Annotated in this window: 16 protein-coding genes and 1 pseudogene; 6 read left to right on the top strand and 11 right to left on the bottom strand. The window is 72.3% G+C overall.

Going from position 1 to position 21684, the window contains the following annotated elements; all coding sequences use genetic code 11:
• Positions 1-32: 32 nt before the first annotated feature.
• Positions 33-2114, bottom strand: a complete 2082-nt coding sequence (locus ABT324_RS31905; protein WP_351185101.1) for a phosphocholine-specific phospholipase C — start codon at positions 2112-2114, stop codon at positions 33-35.
• Between the two features lie 464 nt (positions 2115-2578).
• On the opposite strand from ABT324_RS31905, the gene ABT324_RS31900 reads away from it, so the two are divergent.
• Positions 2579-3919: an MFS transporter gene (locus ABT324_RS31900; RefSeq protein ID WP_351185097.1), complete on the top strand. Its 1341-nt coding sequence runs from the start codon at positions 2579-2581 to the stop codon at positions 3917-3919.
• 70 nt (positions 3920-3989) lie between these two features.
• On the opposite strand, the gene hisB is transcribed toward ABT324_RS31900, so the two are convergent.
• From hisB to hisD, 3 genes are all read right to left on the bottom strand, one after another.
• Complete coding sequence (gene hisB / locus ABT324_RS31895; protein WP_351185094.1) at positions 3990-4607, bottom strand: imidazoleglycerol-phosphate dehydratase HisB; 618 nt, start codon at positions 4605-4607, stop codon at positions 3990-3992.
• Positions 4604-5722, bottom strand: a complete 1119-nt coding sequence (locus tag ABT324_RS31890; RefSeq protein ID WP_351185091.1) for a histidinol-phosphate transaminase — start codon at positions 5720-5722, stop codon at positions 4604-4606. The genes hisB and ABT324_RS31890 overlap by 4 nt, the downstream gene beginning before the upstream one ends.
• Positions 5723-5834: 112 nt before the next feature.
• Complete coding sequence (gene hisD / locus ABT324_RS31885; protein ID WP_351185088.1) at positions 5835-7145, bottom strand: histidinol dehydrogenase; 1311 nt, start codon at positions 7143-7145, stop codon at positions 5835-5837.
• Positions 7146-7350: 205 nt separating this feature from the next.
• Between hisD and ABT324_RS31880 the strand changes: the two genes are divergently transcribed.
• Positions 7351-8610 (top strand): M14 family metallopeptidase, encoded by a 1260-nt coding sequence (locus tag ABT324_RS31880; RefSeq protein ID WP_351185085.1) that lies wholly within the window; start codon positions 7351-7353, stop codon positions 8608-8610.
• A gap of 378 nt (positions 8611-8988) precedes the next feature.
• Here the strand turns inward: ABT324_RS31880 and ABT324_RS31875 are convergent, their stop codons facing one another.
• The 3 genes from ABT324_RS31875 to ABT324_RS31865 form a co-directional block, all read right to left on the bottom strand.
• Positions 8989-10017 carry a hypothetical protein gene (locus tag ABT324_RS31875; RefSeq protein ID WP_351185082.1) on the bottom strand — a complete coding sequence of 343 codons (1029 nt, stop codon included), beginning with the start codon at positions 10015-10017 and terminating at the stop codon, positions 8989-8991.
• 77 nt (positions 10018-10094) lie between these two features.
• Positions 10095-10742 carry a response regulator transcription factor gene (locus tag ABT324_RS31870; protein WP_351185079.1) on the bottom strand — a complete coding sequence of 216 codons (648 nt, stop codon included), beginning with the start codon at positions 10740-10742 and terminating at the stop codon, positions 10095-10097.
• Positions 10739-11923 carry a sensor histidine kinase gene (locus ABT324_RS31865; RefSeq protein WP_351185076.1) on the bottom strand — a complete coding sequence of 395 codons (1185 nt, stop codon included), beginning with the start codon at positions 11921-11923 and terminating at the stop codon, positions 10739-10741. The genes ABT324_RS31870 and ABT324_RS31865 overlap by 4 nt, the downstream gene beginning before the upstream one ends.
• Before the next feature lie 162 nt (positions 11924-12085).
• Between ABT324_RS31865 and ABT324_RS31860 the strand changes: the two genes are divergently transcribed.
• Positions 12086-13579 (top strand): potassium/proton antiporter, encoded by a 1494-nt coding sequence (locus tag ABT324_RS31860; RefSeq protein ID WP_351185104.1) that lies wholly within the window; start codon positions 12086-12088, stop codon positions 13577-13579.
• A 10-nt stretch (positions 13580-13589) separates the two neighbouring features.
• On the opposite strand, the gene ABT324_RS31855 is transcribed toward ABT324_RS31860, so the two are convergent.
• Together ABT324_RS31855 and ABT324_RS31850 are read right to left on the bottom strand one after the other, a co-directional pair.
• The gene (locus ABT324_RS31855; RefSeq protein ID WP_351185073.1) at positions 13590-14816 is read right to left on the bottom strand and encodes a cytochrome P450 family protein; all 1227 of its coding nucleotides are present in this window, start codon (positions 14814-14816) and stop codon (positions 13590-13592) included.
• A gap of 87 nt (positions 14817-14903) precedes the next feature.
• On the bottom strand, positions 14904-15503 hold the full coding sequence (locus ABT324_RS31850; protein ID WP_351185070.1) for a TetR/AcrR family transcriptional regulator: 600 nt from the start codon (positions 15501-15503) through the stop codon (positions 14904-14906).
• A 160-nt stretch (positions 15504-15663) separates the two neighbouring features.
• Here ABT324_RS31850 and ABT324_RS31845 point away from each other — a divergent pair, with 160 nt between their 5' ends.
• A complete protein-coding gene (locus ABT324_RS31845; protein WP_351185067.1) occupies positions 15664-18204 on the top strand; it encodes a beta-glucosidase H in 2541 nt (846 codons plus the stop codon).
• A 40-nt stretch (positions 18205-18244) separates the two neighbouring features.
• Here ABT324_RS31845 and ABT324_RS31840 read toward each other — a convergent pair whose 3' ends face one another.
• Positions 18245-19132 (bottom strand): LysR family transcriptional regulator, encoded by an 888-nt coding sequence (locus ABT324_RS31840; RefSeq protein ID WP_351185064.1) that lies wholly within the window; start codon positions 19130-19132, stop codon positions 18245-18247.
• A gap of 110 nt (positions 19133-19242) precedes the next feature.
• On the opposite strand from ABT324_RS31840, the gene ABT324_RS31835 reads away from it, so the two are divergent.
• Positions 19243-19674: a hypothetical protein gene (locus tag ABT324_RS31835; RefSeq protein WP_351185061.1), complete on the top strand. Its 432-nt coding sequence runs from the start codon at positions 19243-19245 to the stop codon at positions 19672-19674.
• A complete protein-coding gene (locus ABT324_RS31830; protein WP_351185058.1) occupies positions 19671-21230 on the top strand; it encodes a multicopper oxidase family protein in 1560 nt (519 codons plus the stop codon). The genes ABT324_RS31835 and ABT324_RS31830 overlap by 4 nt, the downstream gene beginning before the upstream one ends.
• 37 nt (positions 21231-21267) lie before the next feature.
• On the opposite strand, the pseudogene ABT324_RS31825 reads toward ABT324_RS31830, so the two are convergent.
• Positions 21268-21684, bottom strand: a pseudogene (locus ABT324_RS31825) (DNA polymerase III subunit alpha); the annotation flags it as partial.

The following is a 21684-nucleotide window of genomic DNA, read 5'->3' as shown; positions in this document are numbered from 1 at the left end:
TGGCCAGGGCGACCACCGCCGCTCACGACCGCTCAGCCGGTGACGCCGGGGGCGCCGTTCTCGGCTCGGCCGGTGACGCGGCGGCGGTAGGTCCTGTCCTGGGGCGTGGTGATCTCCACGTCGTACCAGCCGTGGTCGCCCGGCCACTCCAGCGGTTGGGCCCCGCCCGCCGCGATGCGGACCTGCTCCTCGTGGACGACGTAGCCGAGCGAGCGCAGGCGGAGCGTGACGTCCTGCTCGCCGCCGTTGCGCAGTTCCAGCGCCAGGCCGCGGGCCGTGTGGCGGGTCTGGACGTCGACGCCCGCCGCCCGGCCCCCGCGCGAGCCGCTCAGCTCGAACCAGAACCGGTTCGGGCCCTGCACCGCGAGGCGGTACTCCTCGCCCACCGGCACGCTCACCACCTGCTCACCGAGGACGTCCACATGGGACGGTTCGGACAGCTCCCCGGCGTAGGGGTAGATCGCGAAGTGCGCGGAGGCGGCGCCGACGTTGCCGAGCCGCAGCACCACGGCCTCCCCGTTCAGCGCGCCCGAGACCTGCGGCTGGTAGGGCAGCGCACGGGCCGGGCGGCGGCCCTGCTCCTGCACCGGGAGCGCCTGCTCCGCCGGGGGTCGCGGGTGCCAGCGCTTGACCGGGTCGGGCACCGGTCCCGGTTCGGCGGGCTTGGGCGGCCGGGCCGCGTTGTCGAAGTCGAACACCGAGGTCAGGTCGCCGCACGTGGTGCGCCGCCAGGAGCTGATGTTCGGCTCCTGCACCCCGGTCCAGCGCTCCAGCAGGCGCAGCACCGAGGTGTGGTCGAAGGTCTCGGAGTTGACGAAACCGCCGGTGGTCCACGGGGAGACCACGGTCATCGGCACCCGCGGTCCGAGGCCGATCGGCTGGCCCCCGAAGTAGTCGTCGCCCTCCCCCGACTCCGGCTTCGGCGGCACCGGCGGCGGGACGTGGTCGAAGAAGCCGTCGTTCTCGTCGAAGTTGAGCAGCAGCGCGGTCCTCGGCCACACCGCCGGGTCCGCGATCGCGTCCAGCACCCGGTAGATCAGGTTCGCGCTGCCCACCGGCGTCGAACTGCCCGGGTGCTCGGAGTCGGCCGCGGACGGCACCAGCCAGACGACCTGCGGCAACCGGTGCGCGGCGATGTCGGCGCGCAGCCGGTCGACCAGCGTGCCCGGCTCGCTGCGGTACATCGCGCGGTCGAACAGGCTCCGCTCGGCGTCGGTCAGCGCCGCGCGGCCCGCCTCCAGCTGCGCGAGCAGCCGCTGCTGCTCCGCGGCCGGCTTGTCGAACAGCGCGGTGTAGAACTGCTCGGTGGTGCGGAAGTCCCCGTCCACCGGGGCCAGCACCTTGCGCCCGATCTCCTTGAAGGTCCGGAAGTACTCCACCGAGTTGTCGGTGAAATTGTCCCACTCCTGGTAGATCTGCCAGGACACCCCGGCCTGCTCCAACCGCTCCGGGTAGGTGGTCCACTCGTAACCGGGGTGGTCGGCGTCGTAGGCCGCGTTGGTGACGGCGCGGTCTGTGGTGCCCGGCTCGTAGCCGGTGGTGCCGGTGAACAGGTAGTTGCGGTTGGGGTTGGTGGAGCCGAACACCGAGCAGTGGTAGGCGTCGCAGATGGTGAAGGTGTCCGCCAGCTCGTACTGCAGCGGGATGTCCGGCCGCTCGTAGTAGGTCATGGTGGCGGCGGTCTTCGCGGCGACCCAGTCGTTGCACCAGCCGCGCGCCCAGGCCCTGCCGCTGCCGCCCCAGCTGTGGTCGAGGTCGCCGAGGTACTGGATGTCCGACACCGGCCGGCCTTCGCGCTCCGCGCCCTGCCGCAGCGAGAACGGCAGCACCTCGCCGCCGAACTTGGGCTGCTGGAACACCGAGCGACCGTCGGGTTGCTGCAGCGGGTGCCGGTCGCCGAACCCGCGCACGCCCTGCAACGTCCCGTAGTAGTGGTCGAACGAGCGGTTCTCCTGCATCAGCACGATGACGTGCTCGAGCGCGTCCAACCCGCCCGCGGGCACCGGTTGGGCCATGGCCCGGTGCAGCGAGGGCGGCAACAGCGAAGCAGCAGCGGCGCCACCGACCGCACCAGCGGCACCGGCGAGCACTCGACGTCGAGAAACCTCAGTCACAACGGGCCATCGTCATGCACGGAACCCACCGCCGGGAGACCCCGTAGTGACGCAACGGTGAACCGCCCGGGTAATCCAAACGGCGCAACGCCGAGCCTCAACAGCACCACGCTCCGTGTCAAACCAGCCCGAACCGGACCCGCTCCTCACCCGAGAGGTTCGCGCGAGATCACCCACGGCGCGCGGGGCGGGCGGAGACCGGCTCCCGGGGATCTGCCCCGGCACCGCCACACGCCCACCCCTGGACGGGCATTTACGCTGGTAGGAAGCCTGTTGCGGCGCGTGACCAGGAGTTGAGCGCTGCGGCGCCCGGCGACTCCGGTCCGTGATGGGGGTTGACACGGGCTCGGCCCGACCCGAGCATGAGTCGACCAACAGTCGACTGTTGACAGTCAACGCAGACGTCGAGCAGGAGAACGCATGAGCAGCCCCGCATCGACCCGTGCCGGAAAGGCGGACCGGGCATGAGCAACGCCCAGGCGGCGCCGCACAAGGTGCACGGCACCCCGGACCGGTTGCGGGTGGCGATCGGCAGCGGTGTCGGCACCACCATCGAGAACTACGACTTCATCGGATTCGGCACCGCCGCCGCGCTGTACTTCGGCGACGTGTTCTTCCCCGACTCCGATCCGCTGTCGGCCACGCTGCTGTCCTTCGCCACGCTGGGCATCGGCTTCGCCGTGCGACCGCTGGGCGGGGTGCTCGGCGGCTTCCTCGGCGACCGGATCGGCCGCAAGCCGGTGCTGGTCGGATCGCTGCTGCTGATGGGGTTGGCCACCGTGTGCATCGGCCTGCTGCCCACCTACCAGCAGGTCGGCGTGCTGGCGCCGGTCCTGCTCGTGCTGGTGCGGGTCGTGCAGGGCCTGGCCTTCGGCGCCGAGTGGGGCGGCGCGATCCTGATGACCTACGAGCACGCCCCGTGGCGCAAGCGCGGCCAGTACACCGCGATCCCGCAGGCCGGGTTCCCGTTGGGCCTGCTACTGGCCAACTTCGCGTTCCTGGCCAGCACCCCGCTCGGCGAGCAGTGGGCGTGGCGCGTGCCGTTCCTGCTCAGCGCCGTGCTGGTCTTCGTCGGCATCGCGATCCGGTACAAGATCGCCGAGTCCCCGGAGTTCGAGGAGCTCAAGGGCGACGGCGAGGTGGTCGAGAACCCGGTCCTGGAGGTGCTGCGCAACGACTGGCGCAACGTCCTGCGCGCGTTCTGCCTGCGGATCACCGAGACCGCCGGGTACGCGGTGGCGATCACGTTCATGCTCACCTACCTGGTGCAGGGCGACGACCCGCTGACCGACAAGTCGGTGACGCTGACCGCGGTGGTCACCGCGGCCGCGATCGGCCTGTTCACCACCCTCGGCTTCGGCCGCCTCGCCGACCGGTTCGGCCGCCGCCCGGTGTACCTGTTCGGCTGCGGCCTGGTGGCGCTGTTCGGCGTCCCGATGTTCCTGCTGGTCAACACGGGCGTGGCGGCGCTGGTCGTGGCGACCTTCGTGGTCAGCTTCGCGATCTGCCAGAACTCGCTGGCCGCGGTCCAGGGCGCCTGGTTCGCCGAGCTGTTCCGCACCAAGACCCGCACCTCCGGCTCCTCCCTGGCCTACCAGGGCTCGGCCATCGTCTCGGGCTTCACGCCCCTGCTGGCCACCACGCTGTTCAGCGCCTTCGGCTGGCTCGGCCCGGCCCTGCTGTTCAGCGCCTACGGCGTCCTCGGCCTCACCGCCGCCCTGCTGACGGCCGAGACCTGGGGCCCGCAGCAACGAGCCGAAGCAGCCCGCCTCGAAGCAGCCACTCCCCAACCGGCCCTCGACTGACCCGGTCGCTCCACGACGAAGGGCGCCTCCCGCCACGGCGGGAGGCGCCCTTCGTCGTGCCAGGCCAGCGCTACAGGGCGCCCTTGGTGGAGGGGACCACCCCGGCGAAGCGGGGGTCCGGTTCGACCGCCGCCCGGAGGGCCCGGGCGATCGCCTTGTACTGGGCCTCCGCGATGTGGTGCGGGTCCCGGCCGTGCACCACGCGGACGTGCAGGTTGATCTGGGCGTGGAAGGCCAACGACTCGAAGACGTGGCGGTTGAGCACGAACGGGTAGTTCCCGCCGATGGTGAAGCTGTTGTACTGCTCCGGCTCGCCCGTCAGCACGCAGTAGGAGCGGCCCGAGACGTCCACCGCCGCGTGCGCGAGGGTTTCGTCCATCGGGATCCAGGCGTCGCCGAAGCGGCGGATACCCTTCTTGTCGCCCAGCGCCTGGCGCAGCGCCTGGCCGAGCACGATCGCGGTGTCCTCCACCGTGTGGTGGGCGTCGATGTGCACGTCACCGGTCGACTTCACCTTCAGGTCGAAGGCGCCGTGCGTGCCCAGGGCGGTGAGCATGTGGTCGTAGAACGGGACCGTGGTGTCGATGTCGACCTGCCCGGTGCCGTCGAGGTCGAGCTCGACCAGCACCGAGGACTCCTTGGTGGTGCGTTCGACCCGGCCCACGCGGGTTCCCGGCTGGAATGTCACTGCTGGATCTCCTCGCTCACTGCCTTGCTGGCCGTCAGGAACGCGTCGTTCTCCGCCGGCGTGCCGATGGTGACCCGCAGGTGGCCGGGGATGCCGACGTCGCGGATCAGCACGTCGGCGTCCAGGTAGCGCTGCCACGCGCGGTGCGCGTCCGCGAACCGTCCGAACAGGACGAAGTTGGCGTCGCTGGGCACCGGCGAGAAGCCCTGCGCGGACAGCTCGCGGACCACCCGCTCCCGCTCGTCGATGAGCGCCTGCACCGACCCGAGCGTCGCGTCGGCGTGCCGCAGCGCGGCGCGCGCGGCGGCCTGCGTGACCGCCGACAGGTGGTAGGGCAGCCGCACCAGCAGCAGTGCCTCGATCACCGCCGGTGCCGCGGCCAGGTAGCCGAGCCGACCACCGGCGAACGCGAACGCCTTGCTCATGGTGCGGCTGACGATCACCTTCGCCGGGTGCTGCTCGATCAGCTCGATCGCGCTGGGCTGGGCGGAGAATTCGGCGTAGGCCTCGTCGACCACCACCACGCCGGGCGCGGCGTCCAGGACCGCGCGCAGGTCGTCCGGCGACACCGACTGCCCGGTGGGGTTGTTCGGGCTGGTCACGAACACCACGCTGGGCTGCTTCTCGGCGACGATCCGGGCCGCCTCGGGGCCGTCCAGGCTGAAGTCGGCGCGGCGCGGCGCCGGGAGCCAGTCGGTGCGGGTGCCCGCGGACAGGATCGGGTGCATCGAGTACGACGGTTCGAAGCCCAGCGCGGTGCGGCCCGGCCCGCCGAAGGCCTGCAGGATCTGCTGCAGCACCTCGTTGGAGCCGTTGGCGGCCCACACGTTCTCCACCGCCAGCGGCGCCCCGGTCGCCCGCGTCAGGTAGGCGGCCAGGTCGGCGCGCAGCGCCTTGGCGTCGCGGTCCGGATAGCGGTGCAGCTCGGCGGCGGCGTCGCGCACCGCCGTGGTCACGTCGTCGACGAGCTCCGGCGGCGGCGGGTAGGGGTTCTCGTTGGTGTTGAGCCGGACCGACACGTCCAGCTGCGGTGCGCCGTAGGGGCTGCGGCCGCGCAGGTCCTCCCGCAGCGGCAGGTCCGCCAGCGTCGTCTCGGCGCCCAGCACGTCACTCATGTGTTCAACCTTCGTTCGTCGTCGCAGCGGCGCACGCACTCAGGCGTCCCGCGGCCCCAGGCGCCTGGGGTTCTGCCGGGTGACCGCCTGAGCAAGATGACCCACCTCCGCGTCAGAAGCGGGCGGTGATCGCCTGGCCGTGCGCGGGCAGGTCCTCGGCGTTGGCGAGCGCCACGACCTTGTCCGAGACCTCGCGCAGCGCCTGCTCGCTGTAGGAGATCACGTGGATGCCGCGCAGGAAGCTCTGCACGCTCAGGCCGGACGAGTGGCGCGCGCACCCGCCCGTAGGCAGCACGTGGTTGGAACCGGCGCAGTAGTCGCCGAGCGACACCGGCGCGTACGGGCCGACGAAGATCGCGCCCGCGTTGCGGATCTTGGCGGCCACCGCCTCGGCGTCCGCCGTCTGGATCTCCAGGTGCTCGGCGGCGTAGGCGTCCACCACCCGCACCCCGTCCTCCACTGTGGACACCAGGATGCAGCCGGACTGCTCACCGGTCAGCGAGGTGCGGATCCGCTCGACGTGCTTGGTCTGCGCCAGCTGGCGCTCCAGCTCGGCGTCGACCGCGTCGGCCAGCTCCGGCGAGGAGGTCACCAGCACGCTGGCCGCCAGCGGGTCGTGCTCGGCCTGGCTGATCAGGTCCGCCGCCACGTGCACCGGGTCGGCGGTGCCGTCGGCCAGCACCGCGATCTCGGTCGGCCCGGCCTCCGAGTCGATGCCGATCAGGCTGCGCAGGTGCCGCTTGGCGGCGGTGACGTACACGTTGCCCGGCCCGGTCACCATGTCCACCGGCGCCAGCTCCGAGCCGTCGGTGTCCTCGCCGCCGTAGGCCAGCAGCGCCACCGCCTGCGCGCCGCCGACCGCCCAGACCTCCTCGACGCCGAGCAGCTGCGCGGCGGCCAGGATCGTCGGGTGCGGCAGGCCGCCGAACTCGGCCTGCGGCGGGCTGCAGACCACCAGCGACTCCACCCCGGCCGCCTGCGCCGGGACCACGTTCATGACCACGCTGGACGGGTAGACCGCCAGCCCGCCCGGCGCGTACAGGCCGACGCGGGCGACCGGCACCCAGCGCTCGGTCACGGTCCCGCCGGGCACGACCTGCGTGGTGGTGTCGGTGCGGCGCTGGTCGGCGTGCACCCGGCGGGCGCGGCTGATCGACTCCTCCAGCGCGGCGCGCACCTCCGGGTCGAGCTCGTCGAGCGCGCGGCGCAGCTCGGCCGCCCCAACCCTCACCCGATCCGGTCGAACTCCGTCGAACTTCTCGGTGAACTCCAGGACCGCCCGCACACCCCGGTCGCGGATCTCCTCGACCAGCGGCCGGACCCGATGCAGCACGTGCTCCACGTCCATCTCGGCGCGCGGCAGCGTGGCGCGCAGCTCGACGGTGGACGGAACACGACCGCGCAGGTCGGTACGGGTGAGCATGAGCGTCCTTCCAAGGCCTCGGAGGTTGCACCAACCAGGGTAATCGCCGCCGCCGGGGGCTGTCCCCGAACCCGGTCGGCGGTCACACGCCGTCCCGGCATCCGGGAAAACGACAACGGGCGACCATTGTTCGCCAGTGGCTTGCCAACACCGGTGGCCTCCTACAACCTCTCCACGTCACCACCAGTGATCGATCGGAGACCCGATGTTCAGCTCACGGCGCAAGGCAGCGGCCGTGGCGGCCGCCGCGTGCCTGGCCCTGCTGGCCCCGATCTCGGCCAGCGTGTCCGCGGAGCCGACACCCGCCGCGCAGGAGCCGGCGATCTACACCGTCCCGAACACCGACAGCACCAGCCGGACCGAGATCAACCGCACCGGTGCGCAGGTGCTCTCGGTCCGCGACGGCGTGGCCACCGTGGAGGCCACCCCCGACCAGGCCCAGCGGCTGCGGGCCGCCGGGTTCGCGCTCGGCGGGGGCACCGCGGTCGGCGAGGCGCTGCAGCGGATCAACCGCGCCAAGGCCGCGCCCGGCGACTTCCCGCCCGGCTACGAGGGCTACCACACCTACGACGAGACGGTCGCCGAGCTCGACAAGATCGTCGCCGACCACGGCGACATCGCGACCAAGTCCAGCATCGGCACGTCCTTCGAGGGCCGCGACATCCCGGTGCTCAAGATCAGCGACAACGCCGGGCAGGACGAGGACGAGCCCGAGGTGCTGTTCGACTGCAACCAGCACGCCCGCGAGCACCTCACCACCGAGATGTGCCTGCGCATCGCGAACCGGTTCACCGACGACTACGCCTCCGACGCGGCGGTCAAGGACTCGGTGGACAACCGGGAGATCTGGATCATCCCGATCGTCAACGTGGACGGCTCGTCCTACGACGTCGAGTCCGGCGAGTTCCAGGGCTGGCGGAAGAATCGGCAGGACACCGGCACCGACCTCAACCGCAACTGGGGTTACAAGTGGGGCTGCTGCGGCGGCTCCAGCGACGACCCGAACGCCGAGGACTACCGGGGCAGCGACGCCTGGTCGGCGCCCGAGACCGCGGCGCTGCGGGACTTCATCAACTCCCGGGTGGTCGGCGGCGCCCAGCAGATCAAGGCCGCGATCGACTTCCACACCTACTCCGAGCTGGTGCTCTGGCCCTTCGGCCACACCCAGGACGACGTCACCGAGGGCATGACGCAGGAGGAGTACGACCGGTTCGCGCGGGTTGGCGGGGAGATGGCCCAGTCCAACGGCTACACCCCGCAGCAGTCCAGCGACCTCTACGTCACCGACGGCGACAGCCTCGACTGGATGTGGGCCGAGCACAGGATCCTGGCCTACACCTTCGAGATGTACCCGTCCACCGGCGGCGGCCTGGACGGCTTCTACCCGCCCGCGGACGTGATCGAGAAGGAGACGACCCGCAACGACGCGGCGGTGGACATCCTCCTCCGCGAAGCGGGCGCCTGACCAGCACGAGAGGGGAACAAGGCCCCGGGATGCCCCGGCATCCCGGGGCTTCCGCTACTCCGGGGCCCCGCCCCAACGGCCCCCCTTGCGCCCGCCGGTCCCCCGCGCCCGCCGGTCCCCCGCGCCCGCCGGTCCCCCTATGCCCCATGGCGTCTCCCCTGCGCCCGCCAGATGCCTGCACCCGCCGGACCCCCTGCGTCTCCCCTGCACCCGCCGGCCCCCTGCACCCGCCAGATTCCAACGCCCGCCAGATCCCTGCACCCGCCGGATCCACTCGGCACGTCGAGACCCCGACTCACCGCCGTCGTATCGGGTTCACCCGCGATTCCAATGGAAAACAGGCGCCCGTTTTCCATTGAAATCGCACCGCACTTCGCCTCACCCCGAGGCACAACCACACCCCCACCCAACCCGCGCACCCGCGCAGCAGACTCCGGCCGCACGGGAATCTACAGTTTCAATTGAAACTGTAACCAAGGGTGACGGGTTCGCAGTTTCAATTGAAACCTCGAACGAGTTCAGCGCGGCGAGGGCCAGGGAGACCGACCACAGCGGCCAGAGCAGCATCGGCAGCCAGGCCCAGGGGTGTTCGGAGATCACCGAACCCGTTGTGGCGGCCAGCAGCAGGATCGCCTTGCCCGCCGCCATCACCAGCACCGACACGACCAGGGCGGCCACCACCGGGAGGTTGACCGGCACCTCGCGGCCCGCCAACCGCGGCATCCAGCGCGGCCAGCGCTCGCCCCACGGCCGGACCAGCCCCCAGGTGAGCACCGCCCCGCCGACCGCGGCCAGTGCCAGCCCGATCCCGGCCGCCTTGGTCGACTCGTCGATCTCCATCGCGAACCCCGGCACCTCCAGCGCCATCAGCACGCGGGTCACGGCGTAGACCACGGGCGCGATCACGGCAGTCGCCGTCCACCGCGCAGTTCTGGCCCGGGCGCGCTCGTGGGCGTCCGCGCCGCCGGGCGCGGGGCGGTCCACCAGCATCCACAGCAGTCCGGCGGCGGCCACGCCCATGCCCACCTGCATCAGCAGCGGGACCGAGAGGTAGGCGGTGAGGTTGTCGGCGTTGCCGGTCACCGCCGAGAAGACCATGAACGGCAGGTAGCCGATCGCCGCCAGCGCCCCGGCGTCCAGCAGCAGCGCGAACGCGCCGAGCGCGGCGACCCGCACCGCCGTGCTCCGCAGCACCGCGGCGGCGGCGATGAGCAGCCCGCACCCGGCCATCACCAGGTGCGCGGTCGGCTGCGCCAGGAAGGCCAGCGAGCGGCCGGAGCTGTCGCCCGGCGCGGCCAGCGGGTTCGGCGCGCCGGTGGCCCAGCACACCAGCGGGATCACCAGCAGCGCCAGTCCGACGATCCCGGCCGCGCTGCGGGTGAAGCGGTGTTCCTCGGTTCCAGTCATGGCCGCCATGCTGGCCGGGGGCACCCGCCCCGGGCCTCCTCCGCGGCGCACCGACCGCCTCCTCCGCGAGGAGGAGATCAGCCCCGCACGACGCCGTTCTCGTAGGCCCAGATCACCGCGTGCAGGCGGTCCCGGACGTCGAGCTTGCGCAGGATGCTGCCCACGTGGGTCTTCACCGTGGTCTCCGCCAGGTGCAGGGCGGCGCCGATCTCGGCGTTGGAGGCCCCCCGCGCCAGCTCCACGAGCACGTCCCGCTCACGCCCGGTCAGCCCCGCCCAAGCTGGTTCCGGGGGCTGCGGGGCGGACTTGCGGGCCAGTTCCAGCAGGCTACTGGTGGCGCGCGGGGAGACGATCGAGTGGCCCTCGTGGACGGTGCGCACCGCGGCCACCACCTCCTCGCCCGGGGTGTCCTTGGTGAGGAAGCCGCTGGCCCCGGCGCGCAGCGCGGCGAACAGGTTCTCGTCCAGGTCGAAGGTGGTCAGCACCAGCACCCGGGTGCCCGGCAGCTCGGTGGTGATCAGCTCGGTGGCCGCGATGCCGTCCAGGTCCGGCATCCGGATGTCCATCAGCACCACGTCCACCCGGTGCGCCCGGCAGGCGGCCAGCGCCTCCCGCCCGGTCGCGACCTCGGCGACGCAGGTCAGGTCGTCGTGCAGCCCGAGCACCGTGGTCAGCGCCGAGCGGATGAGCTGCTGGTCGTCGGCGACCACCACGCGGATCGTCATCGCATCGCCCCCAGCGGACCGAACCCGGCCCGCACCTCGGTCCCCTCGCCCGGTGCGCTGCGCACGTCGAACTCCCCTCCGATCTGCCGCATCCGCTCGGCCATCCCCACGATGCCGAACCCGCCGACGGAGGTCAGGTCCGCCGAGGTGCCCGGTCCGTCGTCCGCGACGGTCACGGTGAGCCGGTCGTCCGCCCAGTCCAGCACGACCCGGCAGATCACCTCCGGGCCGACGTGCTTGAGCGCGTTGGTCACCGACTCCTGCACGACCCGGTAGACGGCGTGCCGCTGCGCGGTGTCGATCTCCCGCGGCTCCCCGCGCTGCACCAGCTCGACGGAGGCACCAGCGCGGCGGAACGTCTCCACCAGCTCGGCGAGGTCCTGACCAGCCGGTTCCGGCTCGTCCCCGGTGCGCAGCACGCCGAGCATGCTGCGCAGCTCCGCCATCGCCCGCCGTCCCACGTCCACCGCGGTGCCGATCATCTCGCGCGCCTTGTCCCGGTCGCGGTCGAAGACCAGGCGGGCGGTGTCGGCCTGGGCCAGCACCACGGCCAGCGAGTGCGCGGCCACGTCGTGGATCTCGCGGGCGATCAGCCGCCGCTCCGCGGCGATGGCCTCGCGCACCTGCTGCTCGCGCAGCAGCTCTGCCTGGGCCGCCCGCTCCTCCAGGGACTGCACGTAGGCCACCCGGACCCGCTGGTAGCGGCCGAGCGCCCAGGCCGCGAGCACCGCGCCGAACGCGGCGGCCACCAGCACCCCGGCCGTGCCCAGCGGGTCGACCGGGAAGCCGATCACCCCGCGCACCACGGCGATCCCGGCGCCGAGCAGCCCGCAGGCCACCGGCAGCGCGGACCGCCCGGTGTAGGCCACGACCGAGTACAGCAGGGCCGGGTGGACCAGCGAGAACGGCAGCAGGATCGGCGGCACGCCCTGGTCGCCGATGTTCGGCAGCGCGACCAGCCCCAGCATCAGGCCCGAGCCGACGACGAACGCGACCGTCGGCCAGATGCGGCGCACCGCCAGGCAGGCGGTCAGCCCGACCAGGACCGCCACCACCGCCCACACCGCGACCGGGTCCGCGCCGCGCAGGGTGCCCAGCGACACCCAGCCCCCGAGCACCCCGCAGAACACGGCCACCACGCCGTCGACGCCGAACCGGTGCTCAGTCGTTGAAGTCCGCACCGCGCCAACGTATCCGCCCGCGGGCCCGCTGACCTCCTCCTCGAGGAGGAGGTGCACCTCCACTGTGGAACCGCTCCGGGCGCGCCTGCCCCGCGCACCGGGCCCGGAGTTGCTGTACTGGTCACCACCGGAGCACGCGGGTGAGCGGGGTTGGCGATGAGTCTGCAGCAGTTGTACCTGGTGCTGCTCGTCAGCGGCCTGGTGCTTCTGGTGGGGGCGGTGGCCGCGCTGCTCGCCTCCCGGCTCGGCCTGCCCAGCCTGCTGCTGTACCTGGCGCTGGGCGTGGTGCTCGGCGAGGACGTGCTCGGCATCGAGTTCCACGACGCCCAGCTCGCCCAGAACCTGGGCACCGCCGCGCTGGCGATCATCCTCGTCGAGGGCGGGCTGGCCACCCGGTGGTCCGACATCAGGCGGCTCATCGCGCCCGCGTCGATCCTGGCCACCTTCGGCGTCGGCATCAGCGTGGTGGTCACCGCGCTGGGCGCGCACCTGCTGCTGGGCATCGACTGGCAGCTGTCGCTGCTGGTGGGCGCGATCGTGTCGTCCACCGACGCGGCGGCGGTGTTCTCGGTGCTGCGCGTGCTGCCGCTGCCGAAGCGGCTGACCGGGCTGCTGGAGGCGGAGTCGGGCTTCAACGACGCGCCGACGGTGATCCTGGTCCTGCTGTTCAGCACCGTGCCGTTGGAGGTCACCCCGCTGGAGATCGCGCTGGACCTGGTCTACCAGCTGACCATCGGCGCGGTGATCGGCCTGTTCATCGGCTGGGGCGGCGCACGCCTGCTGCCGAAGTTGGCGCTGCCCGCCTCCGGCCTGTACCCGGTGGCGACCTTCGGGATCGGCGTGATCGCCTTCGCCGCGGGTGGCGCCGCGCAGGGCAGCGGGTTCCTCGCCGCCTACCTGGCGGGCGTGACCCTGGCCAACACCGGTCGGCTGCCGCACCGCTCGGCGACGCGCTCCTTCGCCGAGGGGCTCGCCTGGCTCGCCCAGATCGGGTTGTTCGTGCTGCTCGGCCTGCTGGTCACGCCGAGCGAGCTGCCCGGTGAGGTGCTGCCCGCGCTGGTCATCGGCCTGGTGCTGCTGCTGGTGTCCCGCCCGCTGTCGGTGGTGCTGCCGCTGCTGGGCTTCCGCGTCCCGTGGCGGGAGCAGCTGTTCCTGTCCTGGGCGGGGCTGCGCGGCGCGGTGCCCATCGTGCTGGCGACCTTCCCGATCGTGCAGGGCGTGCCAGGCAGCGCGCGGGTGCTGGACATCGTGTTCGTGCTGGTGGTGGCCTTCACCCTGGTGCAGGGGCCGAGCCTGCGCCCGCTGGCCCGGCTGCTGGGCCTCATCCCGCGCGAGGCCACCCGGGAGATCCACGTCGACTCGGTGCCGCTCAACGTGGTCGGCGCCGAGCTGCTGACTATGACCGTGCCGCCGGGGTCGCGGCTGCACCACACGACCCTGGTCGAGCTGCGGTTGCCCGAGCCCTCGGTGATCCCGCTGATCGTGCGGCGCGGCCGCGCCTTCGTCCCGCTGCCGGACAGCTACCTGGAGGCGGGGGACGAGCTGCTCGTCGTCACCACCGCGGAGCACCGGGCGGCGGCCGAGCGGCGCCTGCGCGCCGTCAGCCGCCGCGGCAAGCTCGCCCACTGGTTCGGCGAGCACGGCGAACCGGAGTGACCCCGGAGGCTCAGTCCCCGGCGGGGCGGACCGGCAGCGACTGCAGGCCGTGGATCAGGGTGCTGAAGCGCCACTGCGCGTCGTCCAGCGCGATCGCGGCGGTGAGGTTCGGGAACCGCTCGATGAGCGCGCGCAGCGCGACCTGCCCCTCCAGGCGGGCGAGCTGGGCGCCGAGGCAGAAGTGGATCCCGTGGCCGAAGGCCAGGTGGCCGTGCGCGTTGCGGGTGACGTCGAACAGGTCCGGTTCCGGGAACTGCTCCGGGTCGCGGTTGGCCGACGCCAGTCCGACCCACACCACCTGGTTGGCCGGGATCTCCACACCGCCGACCTCCACCGGCTCGGCGGTGAAGCGGAACGTCCCGTGCATCACCGGCCCGTCGAAGCGCAGCACCTCCTCCACCGCGCTGGTCACCAGGTCCGGGTCCGCCCGCAGCGCCGCCCACTGCTCAGGGTCGCGCAGCAGGTGCAGCACCGCATTGCCGATCAGGTTGACCGTCGTCTCGTGCCCGGCCACCAGCAGCAGGAACACCATCGAGATGAGTTCCCGGTCGCTGAGCCGGTCCTGGTCCTCGGAGGAGTCGATCAGCGCGGTGAGCAGGTCGTCGGCGGGCTGCTGGCGCTTGCGCTCGATCAGCTCGATGAGGTACTCGGCCGTTTCCGAAGCCGCCTGGCTCGCCGCGTCGGGGTCGCTGGCGTCGAGCAGGGTGTTGGTCCAGGCCCGGAAGTCGTCCCGGCGTTCCTCGTCGACGCCGAGCAGCTCGGAGATGACCTGGATCGGCAGCGGGAACGCGAGGGCGTCCAGCAGGTCCACTTCGGACCCGCCCGCCATGCCGTCGAGCAGCTCGTTGGTGATCTGCTCGACCCGGGGTCGCAGCGCCTCGACCCGGCGGTTGGTGAAGGCCTTGACCACCAGCTTGCGCAGCCGGGTGTGGTCCGGCGGGTCCATGTTGAGCATGTGCGCGAACAGCGCGTCCTCGAACTTGCGGGGCTTGGCCTCCGGCGGCCGGTTCTCGGCGATCACCTCGCGGATGCGGTCGGCGGACTTGCTCAGCCGCGGGTCGGTCAGAGCGGCGCGGACGTCGGCGTACCGGGTGATCACCCAGACCGGCGCGCCATCCGGGAGGACCAGCCGCTGGACTGGTGTGGTGTCGCGGATCTCGGCGTACCGAGCGTGCAGGTCGTGCACGAAGTCGGCGTCGAAGACGGGAGCTTCGGTGTGCGCCTCGGTGGTGGACATCGGTTTCCTTCGCGCTAGGCAGTTGTGACCCCTGCAACCCAGTGAACCGCGTTCACCACGAACTGTCATGCAGAACTGAGAGCCGCCTCAGCCTGGCTCCCGACCCAGCAGCGCGACCAGGCTGCGGAAGGCGGCGGACATGTCGGCTCCTCCGGGGTCGAGCAGCCACTGGAACTGCATGCCGTCCAGCACCGCGATCAGCAGCGGCGCGGCCTCCTCGGGGGTCAGCCCGCCTGGGAGCCGCTCGCCGAACTCGTGGCGCAGGCTCGCCGCCGCGCGTTCGCGGGCCATGCCGTAGCGCTGGGCGAAGTACTCGCGCGCCGCCTGGTTGTCGGTCACGCTCTCGCCGAGCAGGGCCGAGAAGGTCTGCACGATGCCGGGGCGCGTGGCGTTGTAGTCGACGAGGTAGGTCCACATCTCCAGCGGCCAGACCTGCCCGGTGTCCTCGGTGGCGCCGGTGTCCCACACGTCGCGGGCTTCGAGCACCGCGACGAGCAGCGCCTCCCTGGTCGGGAAGTGGTGCAGCAGGCCCTGCTGGGTCATGCCGACGCGCTCGGCCACCGCGCTGAGCGAGGCGCCCCGGTAGCCGCGCTCGGCGATGACCTCCATCGCCGCCCGCAGGATCTCGGTGCGCCGGTTCTCGCTGCGCAGTGCCCGGCCACCCGGTGCTGGTCGATCCGCTGTCACGGGGCCTGAGCGTAGTCGCCGCGGGCTCGACGCAGGTCACTTTATTACGAAGTGGTAACGACACCTACTGCTCCACAGGTCGATCGACCAGGATGCTGCCTACGCCAGGACGGTGCCCCTGTCTTGACCTGCGCGATCCCTGCCTCGACGAGGAGGTGCGGTGGTGGACCTCGCCAACGCCGAGCCCCGGACGTCGGGGCCCGTTGGTCTCCTCGCGCCGTCCGCACCCGCCCCCGACCCGGAGGAGTCCACTGTGGTCAGCCATGACGACGCGATCGCGTCGGCGCTCGCCGAACTCGACCTGGACGCCAAGGCCCGCCTGCTGGCCGGGCAGAGCATGTGGACGCTGCCCGGCCTGCCCGAGATCGGGCTGGCGCCGATCGTGATGTCCGACGGGCCGGTCGGCGTGCGCGGGGTGCGCTGGACCGCCGGTGACCCGTCGATCGCGCTGCCCAGCCCCACCGCGCTGGCCGCCACCTGGGACCCGGAGCTGGCCCGGCGCGCCGGGCACCTGCTCGCGCAGGAGGCGCGGCGCAAGGGGGTGCACGTGCTGCTCGCGCCCACGGTGAACCTGCACCGCTCGCCGCTGGGCGGTCGGCACTTCGAGTGCTACTCCGAGGACCCGCACCTGACCGGCGAGATCGGCGCCGGGTACGTGCTCGGCGTGCAGGACGGCGGGGTCGCCACCACGGTCAAGCACTTCGTCGCCAACGACGCGGAGACCGAGCGCTTCACCGTGAACAACGTCGTCGGCGAGCGGGCGCTGCGCGAGCTCTACCTGGCGCCGTTCGAGAAGATCGTGGCGCGGGCCCGACCGTGGGGCGTGATGGCCGCCTACAACTCGGTGAACGGCCCGACGATGACCGAGAACTCCCGGCTGCAGAACGAGGTCCTGCGCGGGGAGTGGGGTTTCGACGGCTGCATCGTCTCGGACTGGTTCGCCGCCCGTGACACGGTGCGGGCGATCCGGGGTGGCCTGGACATCGCCATGCCCGGCCCCCACACCGTCTACGGCGAGGCGCTGGCCGCGGCGGTCCGCGCTGGCGAGGTCGAGGAGTCCGTTGTGGACGGTGCGGTGCGCAACGTCCTGCGGCTGGCCGCCCGCGTCGGGGCGCTGGAGGGCGTACCGGCCGCCGTGCCGCCCGAGGACCGGCCCGCTGAGGTCGACGGGCCAGCGCTCGCCCGCGAGATCGCTCGGCGCGCTTTCGTCCTGGTGCGCAACGAGAACGGCCTGCTGCCGCTCGCCCCGTCCGGCAGCACCGCCGTCATCGGTTCGGCGGCACGGGACGCCCGGGTGCTCGGCGGCGGGTCCGCCCAGGTGTTCCCGGACCACGTCGTGTCCCCGCTCGACGGGCTGCGCGCCGCGCTCGGTGACCAGGTGACCTTCGCCGTCGGCACCGAGGTCAGCGACGAGCTGGGCATCGCCGAGACGGGCTTCGCCCTGCGGGCGGTCGTGCGCGACGCGGACGGCCAGGTGCTCGGTGCGGAGGAGCTGCCCAACGGCATGGTGCAGTGGCACGGCGACTTCCCCGAGGGCGTGCGGTACGAGGAGCTGCACAGCGTCGAGATCGTCGGCACGTTCACCCCGCGCGAGAGCGGCCCGCACACCTTCGGCACCAAGGGCCTCGGCGGGCTCAAGCTCACCGTGGGCGGCAAGGTCCTCTACGACGGCGAGCGCACGACCGACGAAGCCGACCCGTTCGAGGCATTCTTCGCAGGCTCGGTGGAGCGCGGCCAGGTTGAGCTCGTCGCCGGGGAGGCGGTCGCGGTCAGCCTGGTGAACGTGGTCGCCAAGAACGCGATGCCGCTGCCGATGGACGCGGTGGCCCTCGGCCTCGCGCACCTGGGCCCGCAGCGCGACCCCGACGAGCTCCTCGACGAGGCGGTCGCCGCCGCGCGGGACGCCGGGACGGCGGTCGTCGTGGTCGCCACCACCGAGCGGGTGGAGAGCGAGGGGTTCGACCGCACGAGCCTGCGGCTGCCCGGTCGGCAGGACGAGCTGGTGCGGCGGGTGGCGGCGGTCAACCCGAACACCGTCGTGGTGGTCAACTCGGGCTCACCGGTGGAGATGCCGTGGCGCGACGACGTCGCGGCCATCCTGCTCACCTGGTTCCCCGGGCAGGAGGCCGGTGCCGCGCTGGCCGACGTTCTGCTCGGCGTCGAGGAGCCCGGCGGTCGGCTGCCCACCACGTGGCCGCTGCAGCTGGCGGACGCCCCGGTCGCGCAGGTGACGCCGACCGACGGCGAACTCCGCTACGAGGAGGGCGTCTTCGTCGGCTACCGGGCCTGGCAGCGCTCCGGCACGCCCCCGGCCTACTGCTTCGGGCACGGCTTGGGCTACACGGACTGGCAGTACGAGTCCGCCGAGCTCACCGCCCCGCAGGGCGCGGACGAACTGGGCAGGCTCACCGTCCGCGTGCGCAACACCGGCGACCGGCCGGGCCGCGAGGTGGTCCAGGTCTACCTCGCCGCCCCGGAGGACGACACCGTCGAACGCCCAACCCGCCGCCTCGCCGGTTTCGCCTCCGTGACCGCCCAACCCGGCGAGACCGCCGAAGCAGCAGTCGTGCTCCCCCGCCGAGCCGCCGAGATCTGGGACGAGCACGCCGGCACCTGGCGCCTGATCCCCGGCACCTACACGGCGGAAACCGGCCACAGCCTCCACGACCTGCACCTGCGCACCGAAGTCGAGACCGCCTGACACGGCCCCGTGAGCGCTGCACCTCAGTCGAGGGGCGCGCTCACGGGTGCAGGACGTCGTGGTGGAGGGATTCCGCGGTGTGGTCGCGGAAGCGGCGGGCCGCGGCTGAGAGGTAGCCGTGGCGGCGCCACGCGAAGGACAGGGTGCGGTGGCAGTCCGGCGCGTTGATCCGCAGGAACGACACCAGGCCCAGCTCGTGCCTGCTGGCCATCTCCGGCATGATGCCCACCCCCAGGCCGAGGCTGATCAGGAACGTGGTCGCCGCTGGCTCGTTGCCCTCGCTGACGATGTGGGGGCGCAGGCCAGCGGTGGCGAACAGCCGCTCGGTCAGCTGGCGCTGCCAGTAGTCGGCGCTGGTGGTGATCACCGGCTCGTCCGCGAGTTCGGCGATGTCCACGCTCGTCCGCGTCGCCAGCCGGTGGTTGACCGGGACCGCCAGCAGCACTTCCTCGCGCAGGACCTCGGCGGTCTCCACCTCCGGGTCGTCGATCTGCTGCGACGCCAGGCACAGGTCGACCTCGCCCCGCCGCAGCTGCCGACGCATCTCCACCCCGGATGACTGGTGGATCCGCACGTCCACCTCCGGGTTCTCGGTTCGGAAGGACACCAGCGCCGAAGACAGCGTCAGCAGCGTCTCGGAGGCGACCGCGAAGCTGCCGCGTACCGGCCCGGCCGCGTCGGCGAGCTCCTGCCGACCGTCGTCGAGCTCCCGCAACGCCCGCTCCACCCGCTCCAGGTAGGCCGCGCCGAAGCGGTTCAACCGGATGTGGCGGCCCTGCCGGTCGAACAGCGGCACCCCGAGTTCCTTCTCCAGCCGCGCGATCGTGCGCGACAGCGACGGTTGGGACACCCGCAGCTCGGCGGCGGCCCGGCTGATGTGCTCGTGGCGCGCGACGGCCCGGAAGTAGCGCAGCGGAAGCAGGTCCATGCCCCCATCATGCCTCGGGAGGCATGAGCACATCGCAGAACTGGTCTTGGAAGGCATCGGAATTCGTCTCTACCGTCGCAATCGAGACATCCGCACCTCAGGAAGCGACCATGCAACCGTCCACTTCGGCCAGAACGGCCAAACCCGCTCGCCGCGGAGCACTTCCGGCGCTGGTGGCGCTGCGCGCCATCGCGACAGCACACGCCATCGCGATCTTCGCGCAACCGGTGTTCGCGGGGGTGTTCCTCAGCGGCGACTACGACATGCTCCACATGCACGCCATCGGCGCGGACGTGGTGTTCTACCTCGTCCTGGTGCAGCTGGCGATCGCGCTGCTCCTCTGGGCCCGGCGCGGTCCGCGCTGGCCGAGCGGGGTGACCGCGCTGATCGTCCTCGGCGAGACCGGCCAGTACTTCGCCGGTCTGGCAGGCGGGCTCGACGTGCACTTCCCGCTCGGCGTCGCGCTGACTGCCCTGACCACGGCCGCGGTGATCGCGCTCTGGCGGCCGAGCGCGCTGGGCGTCGCGGAGCTGGCCCGATGAGCGCCGAGCTGGGACGCCGCCGCTTCCTCGGACTGGCCGGTGGCGCCGGGGTCGTGCTGGCGGCGGGACTGGGCGGCCCGCAGCTGCTGGCCCAGCACACCTCGACCGGCGCGGTGCTGCGCAGCGCGCTACCGCTGCCCGCGCCGTTCCAGCTCCCCCTGGCGATCCCACCCGTGCTGCAACCCGTCCTGCGGGACGACGCCGACCACTACGAGCTCACCGCACGCGAAGCGGTGGCCGAGGTCCTGCCCGGCGTGCGCACCCCGATCTGGGGCTACGACGGCACCTTCCCCGGCCCCACCATCGAATCCCGGCGCGGCCGCACCACCACCGTCCGCCACCGCAACGAGCTCCCGGTCCCCACCGTGGCCCACCTGCACGGCGGCCACACCCCACCGGAGTCCGACGGGTACCCGACCGATCTGGTCCTGCCCTCCCGCGGCTGGGCCCACGGGCACAACGGCATGCACGACCCGCGGGCCGACATCACCAGCGGTTCCCGCTACTACGCCTACCCGATGGACCAACGCGCCGCGCTGCTCTGGTACCACGACCACCGGATGGACTTCACCGGCCCGGCCGTCTACCGGGGACTGGCGGGACTGCACATCGTCCGCGACGACGAGGAGGACGCCCTCCCGCTCCCACGCGGCGACCGCGAGATCCCGCTGCTGATCACCGACCGCGCGTTCGCCGCCGACGGCTCGTTCGACTACCCCTCGCTCGACCCGACGCTGACCACCGCGCCCGGCGTCACCGAGCAGTTCGCGGCGGGCGTGCTCGGCGACGTCGTGCTGGTCAACGGCGTGCCGTGGCCGGTGCATGAGGTCTCCGCGACCCGCCACCGGCTGCGCGTCCTCAACGCCTCCAACGCCCGCCGCTACGAGCTCGCCCTGGACCCGCCACCGCCGGACGGCCCGGCGTTCGTGCAGATCGGCTCGGACGGTGGCCTGCTGGCCGCGCCCGTCGGGCACGAGAGCATCACGCTGGCCTCGGCGGAGCGCCACGACGTGGTCGTGGACTTCGGCCGCTACCCGGTCGGCACCGAGGTCACCCTGGTGAACCGGCTGGGCACCGGCTCGACCGCCCGGGTGATGCGGTTCCGGGTGGCCCGCCGCGAGCCCGAGGACTCCGCCATCCCCAACCGGCTGTCCGAAGTGGAACCGCTGCGCCGGGAACAAGCCGTGGTGACGCGCGACTTCGCCTTCCGCAGCGGGCACCTCGGCCACCGGCGCGGCTGGTTGATCGGCGGGCGCCCGTTTGACACGGGGTACGTGGCGGCGCGTCCGCGCCTCGGCGACGTGGAGATCTGGCGCTTCGTGGCGGACCTGCACCACCCGATCCACCTGCACCTGGCCAACTTCCAGGTCCTCTCCCGCGGCAACCACGCACCCCGCCCGCTCGACGCGGGCTGGAAGGACACCGTCGACCTGGAACCCGGCGAGTCCGTGGAGGTCATCACCCGCTTCGAGACCTACCGGGGCCGGTACGTCTTCCACTGCCACAACGCCGAGCACGAGGACATGGGAATGATGGCCACCTTCGAAACGGTGTGACGGCGGGCGCTCCCCGGGGCACCGGGGAGCGCGCGCCTCACACCGTCTCGAAGCAGCCCGCGCCGAGCAGGCCCTTGAGCTCGCCCTGCAGCCCGTTCTCGGTGGAGACGAAGTAGTCGCTGGACAGGACCAGGCGGGTCACCCCGCGCGGGCTCTGCAGCTTGAGGTGCACCGGGGTGGTGCCCGAGTGCGCCTGCAGGGTCCGCTTCAGCTCCGCCACCAGCGACTGGTCCACCCGGCCCACCGGCACCTTGATCACGAACGCCGGGTCGGTGCCCGGGTCGGTTTCCGCTGCCGAGATGTCCACCGGCACGGCGTCGGAGGCGAAGACGCTGATGCTCCCTTCCCGTTCGTTGATGCGGCCCTTGACCGCCAAGGCGGTGTCTTCGACCAGGCAGTCGGCGAACATCTCGTAGGACTTGGGGAAGAACAGGACTTCGACGCTGGCGTCGAG

Source organism: Saccharopolyspora sp. NPDC000359 (genome assembly GCF_040300525.1).
Lineage (GTDB): Bacteria > Actinomycetota > Actinomycetes > Mycobacteriales > Pseudonocardiaceae > Saccharopolyspora.
The sequence above is the reverse complement of the archived record's forward strand: the minus strand, read 5'-3'. Positions and strand labels throughout refer to the sequence as shown.